The sequence below is a fragment of the Pseudomonas sp. FFPRI_1 genome (assembly GCF_055384485.1).
Window position 1 is genome coordinate 3471421 of sequence record NZ_AP029168.1, and the last position, 11999, is coordinate 3483419.

Genomic DNA, 11999 nt, shown 5'->3' on the forward strand with positions numbered 1-11999 from the left:
GGATACGCGGCGTTCTTTCTTACAACGCTACAACCTTAGGCTTGCACCACCGGGATGTTGGCGTTGGCTGCCGCTTCACGGAACTCGGCGATCTGGTCGAAGGACAGGTAGCGGTAGATATCGGCCGCCATGCTGTCGATCTTGCCAGCGTATTCCATGTACTCCTCGACGGTCGGCAGGCGACCCAGGATCGAAGCCACCGACGCCAGTTCGGCCGAAGCCAGGTAGACGTTGGCACCATCGCCCAGACGGTTGGGGAAGTTACGGGTCGAAGTCGACACCACGGTGCTGTTGGGCTCAACGCGAGCCTGGTTACCCATGCACAGCGAGCAGCCCGGCATTTCCATGCGTGCGCCAGCCTTGCCGTAGATGCCGTAGTAGCCTTCCTCGGTCAGTTGGTGAGCGTCCATCTTGGTCGGCGGCGACAGCCACAGACGGGTTGGCAGCTGACCCTTGACTTGATCCAGCAGTTTACCGGCAGCGCGGAAGTGACCGATGTTGGTCATGCACGAACCGATGAACACTTCGTCGATCTTCTCGCCAGCAACGCTGGACAGCAGACGGGCGTCGTCCGGGTCGTTCGGCGCGCACAGTACCGGCTCGCTGATGTCGGCCAGGTCGATTTCGATCACTTCGGCGTATTCGGCGTCGGCGTCGGCTTCCATCAGTTGCGGGTTGGCAACCCAGGCTTCCATCGCTTGAGCACGACGTTCCAGGGTACGTGCATCGCCGTAGCCTTCGCCGATCATCCAGCGCAGCAGGGTGATGTTGGAGTTCAGGTACTCGGTGATCGACTCTTTCGACAGCTTGATGGTGCAACCGGCAGCCGAACGTTCGGCCGAGGCGTCGGACAGTTCGAACGCTTGCTCCAGGGTCAGACCTTCCAGGCCTTCGATTTCCAGGATGCGGCCGGAGAAGGCGTTTTTCTTGCCTTTCTTCTCGACGGTCAGCAGGCCGTTCTGGATGGCGAAGTAAGGAATGGCATGGACCAGGTCACGCAGGGTGATGCCAGGTTTCATCGTGCCTTTGAAGCGCACCAGGATCGATTCCGGCATGTCCAGCGGCATGACGCCGGTGGCCGCGGCGAACGCTACCAGGCCGGAACCGGCCGGGAACGAGATGCCCATCGGGAAACGGGTGTGGGAGTCACCACCGGTGCCGACGGTGTCTGGCAGCAGCATGCGGTTCAGCCACGAGTGGATGATGCCGTCGCCCGGACGCAGGGACACGCCGCCACGGGTCATGATGAAGTCAGGCAGGGTGTGGTGGGTGGTCACGTCGATCGGCTTCGGATACGCCGCGGTGTGGCAGAACGACTGCATCACCAGGTCAGCGGAGAAGCCCAGGCACGCCAGGTCTTTCAGTTCGTCACGGGTCATGGGACCGGTGGTGTCCTGGGAACCCACGGTGGTCATCTTCGGTTCGCAGTAGGTGCCAGGACGAACGCCTTGGCCTTCTGCCAGACCGCAGGCCTTGCCGACCATCTTCTGCGCCAGGGTGAAACCCTTGGTGCTTTCAATGGGGGCTTCAGGCTTCTTGAACAGGTCGAACGCAGGCAGGCCCAGCTCGGCGCGGGCCTTCTCGGTCAGGCCGCGGCCGATGATCAGCGGGATACGGCCGCCGGCACGTACTTCGTCCAACAGGACCGGGGTCTTCATTTCGAAGGTGGCCAGGACTTCGTCGGTGCCGTGCTTGCAGACTTTGCCAGCGTGCGGGTACAGGTCGATCACGTCGCCCATGTTCATCTTCGACACGTCGAATTCGATCGGCAGGGCGCCGGCGTCTTCCATGGTGTTGTAGAAGATCGGAGCGATCTTGCTGCCGAAGCAGAAACCGCCAGCACGCTTGTTCGGCACATAGGGAACGTCGTCGCCGAAGAACCACAGCACCGAGTTGGTGGCCGATTTACGCGACGAACCGGTACCGACCACGTCGCCGACGTAGGCGATCGGGAAGCCGTCGTTGCGCATCTGCTCGATCTGCTTCATCGGGCCGATGGAGCCTTGCACGTCAGGCACGATGCCATCACGGGCCATTTTCAGCATGGCCAGGGCGTGCAGCGGGATGTCCGGGCGGGACCAGGCGTCAGGGGCAGGGGAGAGGTCGTCGGTGTTGGTTTCGCCGGTGACCTTGAACACCCGCAGGCTGATCTTGTCGGCCAGTACCGGGCGGTTCTTGAACCACTCGCCGTCGGCCCAGGATTGCAGTACGCCTTGGGCGTGAACGTTGCCGTTCTTGGCTTTTTCCGCGACGTCGTGGAAGGCGTCGAACATCAGCAGGGTGTGCTTGAGTTGAGCCGCGGCCACGGGCGCCAGTTCGGCGTCGTCCAGCAGGTTCACCAGGGTCACGATGTTGTAGCCGCCCTGCATGGTGCCCAGCAGTTCAACGGCGCGTTTCTTGTCGATCAGGGGGGAGGAGACTTCGCCTTTGGCCAGGGCGGAAAGGAAACCGGCCTTGACGTAGGCGGCTTCGTCGACTCCTGGTGGAACGCGGTTGGTGATCAGGTCAACCAGGAAAGCTTCTTCGCCAGCCGGGGGATTCTTCAGCAGCTCGACCAGGCCTGCAGTTTGTTCGGCGTTAAGCGGCTGGGGAACGATACCCAGTGCTGCACGCTCTTCGATATGTTTGCGGTAGGCTTCAAGCACAGTTATTACCCTCATCAGTGGTCCCAAATGGGTGTCCGGGACGCTCATCCCGAAATTGCCGTACTCATGCGCTGCGTGGCGTTGTGGGCCACTTAGCCAGAATTACCGACAATTCCTTACAGAAGCTGCTTTCAAAGTTTTACGCCTGCAGAACGGGAGCTGATGAGGGTTGGCGCTGGATTTTTCCCCGCTGGAAAAATCCCTCGCCAACACCGCTCTGAAGGAACGACTGTGCTCGTGACGCTTTGAAAACAGCTTCAAACGGACATTGGCGCCTAAAAAGGCTGGCTGATTCTACGGTAAAAAAAGCCTGAACGTAAGTTGGCGTATTAAACTTTGAGGGGTGATCAATGTTAGACAAAGGGCTAACATTGCGACCTGTTTTGTTTTCCTGCGTGCTGTCTATCTATGCCCAATCAGACCATCAAGACCCCCTGCGTCGGCCTCTGTTCCACTGTCTACGGTGACCTGGTGTGCCGTGGCTGCAAGCGTTTCCACCATGAAGTGATCAACTGGAACGGTTACAACGAACAGGAGAAGCGCGCGGTCTGGCTGCGTCTGGAGCAACTGCTGGTGCAGGTGATGGCCGGCAAGCTGGAAGTCTTCGATCCCGAGCGCCTGCGGGCGCAACTGGAGCAGCGCAAGATCCGCTTCGTGCCGCACCAGTCGGAGTATTGCTGGGCCTACCAGCTGATTGCCCGCGGCGCGCGAGTGATCATTCAGCTGGATGCCTACGGGATGGTGCTGTTGCCGGAGTTTCGCGACTGGGGCCTGCCGGAGTTGCGCGACGCCATTGATCGGGAATTCTTCCTGCTCTCCGAAGCCCATTACCAGCGCTATATCGCCCCGGGTTTTCTCAAGGAAGCCCTGGGCTGATTTGCCCCTCGCAAATGCCATCGTAGGCGCTGGCTGGCCAGCGAAGGCGTCGGCGGGTGCAGCGCCAGGCCTGAGGGCCTCTTCGCCGGCAAGCCGGCTCCTACGGGGAGGGGGTTGGCGCCGATTTCCCAGGCACCGCCCTTGTAGGCGCTGGCTTGCCAGCGCCTACAAGGGCGTCGGCGGGTGCGGCGCCAGGCTTGAGGGCCCTTTCGCCGGCAAGCCGGCTCCTACGGGGCTGCGGTTGGCGCCGATTTCCTAGGCACCGCCCTTGTAGGAGCTGGCTTGCCAGCGAAGGCGTCGGCGAGGGCGGCGCCAGGCTTGACGGCCCTTTCGCCGGCAAGCCGGCTCCTACGGGGCGGGGGTTGACGCCGATTTCCCAGGCACCGCCCTTGTAGGAGCTGGCTTGCCAGCGAAGGCGTCGGCGGGTGCAGCGCCAGGCTTGAGGGCCCCTTCGCCGGCAAGCCGGCTCCTACGGGGCGGGGGTTGGCGCCGATTTCCCAGGCACCGCCCTTGTAGGCGCTGGCTGGCCAGCGAAGGCGTCGTCATGGACGACGCAGGTTACGCAGTGGCGTCGCGGGGAACGGGCTCAGGCCTTGGCGGCGAGTTCTTCCAGGTGATCCATGATGTCCGCCGGCTTGAGCACCAGCACGTCGCTGTCCAGAGAGTCCAGCACCACTTCGGCAGTGTTGCCGATCAAGGCCCCCGACAAGCCGGTGCGGGCCACGGTGCCGATGATGGTCAGCACCGCCCCGAGCTTGTGGGCCATGTGGGGAATCAGCACATCCGCCGGGCCTTCTTCGATATGCAGGTGCGCATCGTCGATATCGAACTCGGCCTGGAACGCCTTGCACTCCTCGCGATAACGCTTCTCGATGGTTTCCTTGAGCTGGAACACCGGGTCGGAGGCCGACAGCATCGGTGACGGGTGGGCGCTGATCACATGCAACTGGGCCTTGGCCAGGCTGGCGATGTCGAAGCCGTTGTCGACGATGCTGGCGTGCAGGGTGCGGTGCTCGCCGTCCATGTTGCCGACGTCGATCGCCGCCATGACCACGCCGCCGCTCCAGGGCGTGGCGCTCTTGACCAGCAGCACCGGGGTCGGGCAGTAGCGCAGCAGCTTCCAGTCCGCCGGGGTCAGCAGGGCCTTCTTCAGCGGGTTGTCCGGCAGGTGCTGCTTGATCACCAGGCCACAGCCTTCGGCCTGCTGCACGTCAATGATGGTTTCGTGCAGGCTCTCGTTCCACGCCTGCTCGGTGGTAACGCTATAGCCTTCGCCGCTCAGGCTGCTCTTGAGTACGCTGAGCAGCGCCGAATGCTCGTGCTTCTTGTCGCAGACCAGCAGGTGCAGGTGGGCCTGGGTGACCCCGGCAATCAGCTTGGCGCGCTTGAGGGCGAGACTTTCGCCGGGCGTGGGATCGATGACCACCAGGATACTGCGGATACTTTGCATGATCGGGATCTCCAGGAAGGGATGAACGGTTAGGGTCTGTTCTCGTTTGGCCCAGCAACGCGGCTCGTCACCAAACGGGAACAGACCCTAGCGTGCACAACTATAGTTGCTGGCGCCCGAGCCGGATGTTGATGCATATCAATCGCGGCCGCTGGTGGTCTGCGGCCCGGCCGGTATAATCGCCGGCCTTTCGCTATGAAGCCTTTTGTCCCGTGAGCCTCATGTTAACGATCACTGATAGTGCTGCCTGCCGCTTTGCGGTCGTGGCTGATTGTTCGGAAATGTGCCGATGAACTTTCCTGAAATTCCCGACTTTCTTGGCTGCCGCACGCCCGATGCCTGGGTCCAGGCGGCCCTGGCCGACCAGGAAACCCTGCTGATCGACCACAAGAATTGCGAGTTCAAGGCCGCCAGCACCGCCCTGAGCCTGATCGCCAAGTACCATTCCCACCTCGACCTGATCAACATGATGTCGCGTCTGGCCCGGGAAGAGCTGGTGCACCATGAACAGGTTCTGCGCCTGATGAAGCGGCGCAAGGTCGAGCTGCGCCAGTTGCATGCCGGGCGCTATGCCTCGGGCCTGCGCAAGGTGGTGCGCAGCCACGAGCCGGTGAAGCTGGTGGATACCTTGGTGGTGGGGGCCTTTATCGAAGCCCGCAGCTGCGAGCGCTTCGAGGCCCTGGTGCCGCACCTGGACGAGGAGCTGGGCAAGTTCTACTTCGGCCTGCTCAAGAGCGAGGCCCGGCACTACCAGGGCTACCTGAAGCTGGCCTATCAGTATGGCGACGCCAAGGACATCGCCCAGGTCATCGATCGGGTGCGGGCGGCGGAGCAGGAGCTGATCGAGTCGCCGGATCCGGAGTTCCGTTTTCACAGTGGCGTGCCGGCCTGGTGAACGCCTGCCCTTGTGTAAAAGCAGGGGCAAATTGTTAAAAACTCTTAAAAGAATGAAATATCGCGCAAAACCGCTGCAGGTCCCGGGTTTTGTGGCTTGCGTTATCCTTTCCTTAACCTCTTGCCCCCTATAATGCGCGCGCACAAGTGTGCGCTCACAGATTGGCAAATATGGAAAACCTGGGTCTTGGCAAGGTGTTGCTGGTGGAAGATGACGAGAAGCTCGCCGGGCTGATCGCGCATTTTCTGTCCCAGCACGGCTTTGAAGTGCTGACGGTCCACCGCGGCGATACCGCCCTGGCGGCATTTCTTGAATTCAAACCGAAACTGGTGGTGCTCGACCTGATGCTGCCCGGTCAGAGCGGCCTGCACGTGTGCCGGGAAATCCGCGCCGTGGCGGACACCCCGATCGTCATCCTCACCGCCAAGGAAGACGACCTGGACCACATCCTCGGCCTGGAATCCGGCGCCGATGACTACGTGATCAAGCCGATAAAACCGGCGGTGCTGCTGGCGCGCCTGCGCGCCCTGCAACGGCGCCAGGTGCCGGAAACCACCACCCTGCGCGGGGCCCTGGCATTCGGCGTGCTGAGCATCGACCGCAACAGCCGCGAGGTGCGCCTGGCGGGCGAGCCGGTGGAGCTGACCACCATGGAATTCGAGCTGCTCTGGCTGCTGGCCAGCGCGCCGGGCAAGACCCTGTCCCGGGATGACATCCTCAACCGCATGCGCGGCATCGAGTTCGACGGCCTCAACCGCAGTGTCGACGTCTACATCAGCAAGCTGCGGGGCAAGCTCAAGGACAACCCGCGCGAGCCGGTGTGCATCAAGACCGTGTGGGGCAAGGGCTACCTGTTCAATCCGTTCGCCTGGGAGGTCTGAATGCTGCGTCTGTTTCTCGGGCTCTACCTGTTCCTGGCCCTGGGCTTCGCCGGGGCCATGACCGCGGTGCAGCACATCTTCATCAACTACCTGGCCGCCGACCTGATCGAGTCCTACAACCGCGATGCGGTTCGCGGGCCGGCCTACAGCTTGAGCGAACAGTTGCGGCCGTTCGACGAGGCCGGGCGCCAACAGCAACTGGAGCAGCTCAAGCCGCACTACGGGCTGCTGCTCAAGCTGGTGCAGGCCGACGACCTGGACCTGAGCGTGCGCGAACAGGCCCTGCTGGATTCCAACCAGTTGGTGGTGCGCGAGGAGTTCACCGAATTCATCGGCAGCATCGACGGCGGCAAGCAACTGTTGAGCATCAAGCTGCCGGAAGATCCGCCTCTGACCCTGCTCTACAACATCGCCGCCTATGCCTTGCTCGGCGCGCTGCTGGGCATCGTCCTGTACTTCTGGGTGCGCCCGCACTGGCGCGACCTGGAGCGCCTGCGCCTGGCCGCCGAACGTTTTGGCGACAACGACCTGGGCACCCGGCTGCACCTGTCGCGACGTTCCAACATCCGCGACCTGGCCCAGCACTTCAACCGCATGGCGGCGCGCATCGAGGGCCTGATCGCCAATCAGCGCGAGCTGACCAACGCGGTGTCCCACGAACTGCGCACGCCCATTGCCCGCCTGTCCTTCGAGCTGGACCAGTTGCAGCAACAGCCGGACCCGGAAGAAAACCGCGAACTGATCGCCGACATGTATGCCGATCTCGGCGAGCTGGAGGAAATGGTCTCCGAACTCCTCAGCTACGCCAGCCTGGAACATGGCGCGGCCACCCTCCATCGGGAAAACATCCAGGCCCAGAGCTGGCTCGACAGCGTGGTCGGCAGCGTGGCCCTGGAGGCCGAGGCGGCCGGGGTGCAATTGCTGATTCGTTCCTGCCAGGTGGAGTACGTGCGCATCGAGCCGCGGTTCATGGCCCGGGCGGTGATCAACCTGCTGCGCAACGCTATCCGCTACGCCGACCGCCGGGTCGAGGTGTCCCTGGTGCGCCTGGAGCATGGCTACGAAGTGCGGGTCAACGATGACGGTCCGGGGGTGCCGGTGGACGGCCGGGAGAAGATCTTCGAGCCGTTTTCCCGCCTTGATGCCAGCCGGGACCGGCGTACCGGTGGGTTCGGCCTGGGCCTGGCCCTGGTGCGGCGGGTGTCGCAATGGCATGGCGGCAAGGTGGAAGTGGCAGATTCGGAGTGGGGCGGTGCTTCCTTCCGCATGACCTGGGCCCACCTCGACTGAGGTTCGCCCACGGAGCCCTGAACCTGCGCAACAACGCGGCCGGTGATCACGGGCCGCGTGTTCCCTTTCTTAGAAGCTGTACTCAAGCTCAGTGGCGATGCTGGTCTGCATGCGCCGATCGACGATCGGGCTGTCGCCGGCTTCCTTGCTCAGGTACTTCATCGACAGCAGGGTCGAGACCTTGGTCTGCTCATTGAGGGGCAGGGTCCAGGCCAGGTCGGCGCCGCTGCTGACCCGTCCACCCTTGGCCCGGTAGGCGCCGAAGCGGCTGTGGGCCGCCTGGGTGTCGCTCACCCCGTACCAGGTCTGCATGTAGTCGGCGTTGCCGAACAGGCTGTTGAGGCTGGCGTCCAGGCTGCCGAAGCGGCCCTGGTAGAGGTTGCTGCCAATGCTCAGTTCCAGTGCGCTGTAGGCCGAGCCGGTGTCACGGTTGCTGTTCTTCTTCACCGCGTGGGTCAGGGTGGCGCCCAGTTCGAACGGCCCCAGGTCGTAGCCCAGGTGCGCGCCGAACTGCGCCCGGGACTTGATTTCGCCCATGCCCTTGAGGCGCTTGGAGCCCGAACCCAGGTGGTTCTTGTCGCGGCGTTCCTCGCTCGGGCCGACCCAGGTACTGAACGAGAAGTCCCCCCATTCATTGCCCCAGCCCAGGCCCTGGTCGGTATTGAGGAACACCCCCCAGGGGCTGACGATCTCGCCGCCGAGAATCGGCGCCACGGCGCGTTCGTCACTGCCGCTGTAGCGCGGCACGCTGGCGACCCCGGCGTGCACGCCATATTTCCAGTCTTCGGCGTGCAGGGCGGGGGAGACCGCGGTCAGGCCCAGGGTGCCGGCCCACAAGGCGGTGGTGGTGGAGCGTCTCAGGCGTTTCATCGTCAGTCAGAACCTCAGGTAGTTGGCGTTGTAGGTACGTTTGAATGAGTAGCCCAGGAGGTTCACCCCATTGATCTGGCGGCGCACGGTATCGCCCAGGCCCGGGCCGTTGCCGGCGATCACCGCGTGGGCGTTGTCCACCGGAGCGAGGATGTAGTCGGTGAGGGCGCGACCTTGCTGCAGGCTGCGGATCATCAGGAAGCCGTCCTCCAGGGCGATGTTCATGCCGTCGATGGGGGCAGCGCTTGAGTCGGCGTTGAGGGCCTGGTAGGTGCCGACCGTGGCCAGCCAGTTGTCCGTCAGCGGCACCGGTTCGACCCGTTCCCCCACCGCCAGCAACTGGCCGTGGCTCTTGGCGGTGAACACCCGATGGCCCTGGACCTTCATCACGTCCAGTTGCAGTTGGCCCAGAGGGCCGAGGTCCTGATTCCAGAGCCCGAGCAACCTTTTGCGCACCCGCAGCCAGCCCTGTTCGTCGCGCAGCAGCTCGTAGCGCTCGCCAGCCAGCTCGGCGTACAGGCGTCGGTGCTGGTCGCGAATCCGCAGCACGCCCCAGCGGGTGGCGTAGAAACCCGCCAGCAGATGGCGATCCGCGGCTTCCGGAACCCGCCGGCGCTTGGCCTGCGGGGCTGTGGCCGGCGGTGGCTGTGCCGAGCTGCCGTGGGCCTGCAACAGCATGCGCAGAACCTGGGGCACCAGGGGTTGGGCCAGGGCCTCGCCGCTGTTGGCATTGCTCATCACGATCACCGCCAGCTGCTGCTCGGCCAGCACACTGACCTGGGCATGGAACCCTGCGCCAAAGCCGCTGTGCCGCCAGGTACGGATACCCGGCCGGACCCACTCCTCGCCGCAGGGCGACAGGAACCAGCCCAGGCCTACCTGACAGTCGAAATCCAGCGGGTTGCCGGCGTTCTGCGCGCGGACCATTTCGTTGATGGAGGCCGCTGACAGCAACTGCCGGTCCTGGTACCGGCCCTGGGCGAACAGCATGCGCAGGTAGCGGCTCAGGTCCCGCGGGCTGGTCCACAAGCCCTGGGCGGAAAGGTCGCGGACCAGGGCATCGCTGCTCGCGCCGTCTTCGTAGCCCCTTGCCCGGTAAGGCTGGGTGCGGCTGTCACCGACGAAACTCGACTGGCTCATGCCCAGCGGGCGCAGCAGGCTCTTCTGCAATTGCTGTTCGAAATCCACGCCGCTGCTGCGCTCCACCGCTGCCCCGAGCAAGGCATAACCGAGATTGGAGTAGGCGGTCTGGGTCCCCGGGGCGTTGCTCAGCCAAAGCCCGCTGAGCTTTCTCGGCAGTTCATCGAGGGCGTCGGGCCGATGTGCGTCGCGCAGGTATTCGCTGGGAATGCCGCCCTGGTGGCTGAGCAGGCGGCGCAGGGTTACCGCCCGGTCGGCGGCATCCTGGTCCTCGTGGAAACGCGAGCGCACATAGAACTCCCTGAGGGTGTCCTGCAGCGGCGCGTCCAGCTGCAGGCGCCCTTGCTCCACCAGTTGCATCACCGCGGTGGCGGTCAGCAACTGCGACAGGGCGCCGGCGCGAAAGGCCGTGTTCTCGGTCACTTGCAGGCCCCGGGCCTGGTCGGCGAAGCCAAAGCCCCGGGCCCAGATCAGTTGCTGGCCGTCCACCAGGGCAATCGACAGTCCTGGCACCTGGTGCTCGGCCATCTGCTGCGGGATGTACTGCTTCAGGTAGCCGATGATGCTGGCGTAATCACCGGGTGCGATGGGCGGCGGCGCCGGCGGCTGGCCGTTGCAGCCAAGGTTGCTCAAGAGCAGGCCCACCAGCGGCAGGCCGAGACGTTTGCGGGACATGCAGCACCCGAGGGCCAATTGGATGTGCGGATGCTAGGGAAGGGCGGCGCAGCAGTCTTTGGCAGCTTTGTCGGGAAACTGTCAAAGAGTGTTAAGCCCCGATAGCGCTCACGCCGCCAGCCCCTGGTGCCTGGAGCTGACGTGGCGAGGCGCTGATGAAATTTTCACAAATGCCCGGGTAAGCTGCGCGTCTCTTTGGGGAGTAACCTGCCACCGCGCACCGCGGTGGCGCCCGTATCAACACTCTCGGCAACCTGCCGTGGTACGGGCACCGTTTCGGTTGGTGAGACCATCGACATACCTGCGCTGAAGTCGGGCGCGTGGGCATGTCGTGGACTCAAGCCCGACCGGAAGACTCAACGTGAACCCAGCCTCGATCATTTTCCTCGCCTTTGCCATGTCCACCGATGCCTTCGCCGCCGCGGTGGGCAAGGGCTCGGCCATGCTCAAGCCACGCCTGCTGCAAGCTTTGCGCATTGGCTTGATCTTCGGCGTCATTGAAGCCATCACCCCGGTGGTGGGTTGGTTCATCGGCCAGGCCGCAAGCCAATGGGTGTCCCATTGGGACCACTGGATAGCCTTCGGCCTGCTGCTGGTACTGGGCCTGCACATGATCTGCAACGGCCTGCGCCTGGAAACCGAAGCCGAAGAAGAGGCACCACGCAAGCAGGGCTTCTGGCTGCTGGCCGCCACCGGTTTTGCCACCAGCATCGATGCCCTGGCCGTGGGGGTGGGCCTGGCCTTCGTCGACGTGAACATCTGGGTGGCGGCGGCTGCCATTGGCCTGGCGACCATGACCATGGTCACCCTGGGCGTGATGCTCGGCCGGGCTATTGGCACGGTGATGGGGCAGCGTGCAGAAGTGCTGGGCGGCCTGGTGCTGATCATTGTCGGCTCGGGGATTCTCTACGAGCACCTGAGCGCAATGGCTTGACTCTGTAGTAGCTACAGGGTTTTTACTGGCGATCACAGCACAGTGGAGTGATCGACATGGGTTTTTTCAAGCGGTTGTTGGCGGGGCAGCATGGCGCTGGGCATGGCGGCGGGCATGGTGGTCACGGCGGTTCCCGGGGCGGTCATCACGGCGCCGGGGCCTCCACACAAGGGGGCAGTCCTTGCCCGCAATGCCGGGCGCTGAACCCGGCATCCGCGCGGTTCTGCCAGCAATGCGCGGCGTCTTTGGTGGCGGCGGGCTGTGCCCAATGCGGTACGCCACTGGCCGCCGGGGCGCGGTTCTGCGGGCAGTGCGGCCGCGCCTCGGGCTGAGGCGCGGCGCA

General features: G+C 64.0%; 9 protein-coding genes, 1 pseudogene and 1 riboswitch. Of the genes and pseudogenes, 6 read left to right on the plus strand and 4 right to left on the minus strand.

Going from position 1 to position 11999, the window contains the following annotated elements:
* Window positions 1-35: 35 nt before the first annotated feature.
* The gene (gene acnB / locus ACZ5BO_RS15525; RefSeq protein WP_464701284.1) at window positions 36-2645 is read right to left on the minus strand and encodes a bifunctional aconitate hydratase 2/2-methylisocitrate dehydratase; all 2610 of its coding nucleotides are present in this window, start codon (window positions 2643-2645) and stop codon (window positions 36-38) included.
* Window positions 2646-3053: 408 nt separating this feature from the next.
* On the opposite strand from acnB, the gene ACZ5BO_RS15530 reads away from it, so the two are divergent.
* Window positions 3054-3521, plus strand: coding sequence for a DUF1289 domain-containing protein (locus tag ACZ5BO_RS15530; RefSeq protein ID WP_025128193.1), 468 nt, complete (start codon window positions 3054-3056; stop codon window positions 3519-3521).
* A 586-nt stretch (window positions 3522-4107) separates the two neighbouring features.
* On the opposite strand, the gene ACZ5BO_RS15535 is transcribed toward ACZ5BO_RS15530, so the two are convergent.
* The gene (locus ACZ5BO_RS15535) at window positions 4108-4971 is read right to left on the minus strand and encodes a universal stress protein (RefSeq protein WP_464700838.1); all 864 of its coding nucleotides are present in this window, start codon (window positions 4969-4971) and stop codon (window positions 4108-4110) included.
* Window positions 4972-5260: 289 nt separating this feature from the next.
* On the opposite strand from ACZ5BO_RS15535, the gene ACZ5BO_RS15540 reads away from it, so the two are divergent.
* From ACZ5BO_RS15540 to ACZ5BO_RS15550, 3 genes are all read left to right on the plus strand, one after another.
* Entirely contained in the window at window positions 5261-5866 is a 606-nt protein-coding gene (locus ACZ5BO_RS15540) for a MiaE family protein (protein WP_025128195.1), read from the plus strand.
* A 170-nt stretch (window positions 5867-6036) separates the two neighbouring features.
* Window positions 6037-6747, plus strand: a complete 711-nt coding sequence (locus ACZ5BO_RS15545; RefSeq protein WP_011060933.1) for a winged helix-turn-helix domain-containing protein — start codon at window positions 6037-6039, stop codon at window positions 6745-6747.
* Entirely contained in the window at window positions 6748-8037 is a 1290-nt protein-coding gene (locus ACZ5BO_RS15550) for an ATP-binding protein (RefSeq protein WP_025128196.1), read from the plus strand.
* Between the two features lie 69 nt (window positions 8038-8106).
* Here ACZ5BO_RS15550 and ACZ5BO_RS15555 read toward each other — a convergent pair whose 3' ends face one another.
* Window positions 8107-8907: a MipA/OmpV family protein gene (locus ACZ5BO_RS15555; RefSeq protein WP_025128197.1), complete on the minus strand. Its 801-nt coding sequence runs from the start codon at window positions 8905-8907 to the stop codon at window positions 8107-8109.
* Window positions 8908-8913: 6 nt separating this feature from the next.
* Window positions 8914-10722, minus strand: coding sequence for a serine hydrolase domain-containing protein (locus tag ACZ5BO_RS15560; protein ID WP_464700842.1), 1809 nt, complete (start codon window positions 10720-10722; stop codon window positions 8914-8916).
* Between the two features lie 185 nt (window positions 10723-10907).
* Window positions 10908-11073: riboswitch (yybP-ykoY riboswitch) on the plus strand.
* Between the two features lie 10 nt (window positions 11074-11083).
* On the opposite strand from ACZ5BO_RS15560, the gene mntP reads away from it, so the two are divergent.
* Window positions 11084-11656 carry a manganese efflux pump MntP gene (gene mntP, locus ACZ5BO_RS15565; RefSeq protein ID WP_464700844.1) on the plus strand — a complete coding sequence of 191 codons (573 nt, stop codon included), beginning with the start codon at window positions 11084-11086 and terminating at the stop codon, window positions 11654-11656.
* Window positions 11657-11850: 194 nt separating this feature from the next.
* Window positions 11851-11988: pseudogene (locus ACZ5BO_RS15570) on the plus strand (double zinc ribbon domain-containing protein); the annotation flags it as partial.
* Window positions 11989-11999: the final 11 nt, after the last annotated feature.

What these genes read in the sequence shown, in the direction of transcription:
- ACZ5BO_RS15530 (WP_025128193.1), top strand. Translation starts at nt 3,054, where the DNA reads ATGCCCAATCAGACCATCAAGACCCCCTGCGTCGGCCTCTGTTCCACT.
- ACZ5BO_RS15535 (WP_464700838.1), bottom strand. Translation starts at nt 4,971, where the DNA reads ATGCAAAGTATCCGCAGTATCCTGGTGGTCATCGATCCCACGCCCGGC.
- ACZ5BO_RS15540 (WP_025128195.1), top strand. Translation starts at nt 5,261, where the DNA reads ATGAACTTTCCTGAAATTCCCGACTTTCTTGGCTGCCGCACGCCCGAT.
- ACZ5BO_RS15545 (WP_011060933.1), top strand. Translation starts at nt 6,037, where the DNA reads ATGGAAAACCTGGGTCTTGGCAAGGTGTTGCTGGTGGAAGATGACGAG.
- ACZ5BO_RS15550 (WP_025128196.1), top strand. Translation starts at nt 6,748, where the DNA reads ATGCTGCGTCTGTTTCTCGGGCTCTACCTGTTCCTGGCCCTGGGCTTC.
- ACZ5BO_RS15555 (WP_025128197.1), bottom strand. Translation starts at nt 8,907, where the DNA reads ATGAAACGCCTGAGACGCTCCACCACCACCGCCTTGTGGGCCGGCACC.
- ACZ5BO_RS15560 (WP_464700842.1), bottom strand. Translation starts at nt 10,722, where the DNA reads ATGTCCCGCAAACGTCTCGGCCTGCCGCTGGTGGGCCTGCTCTTGAGC.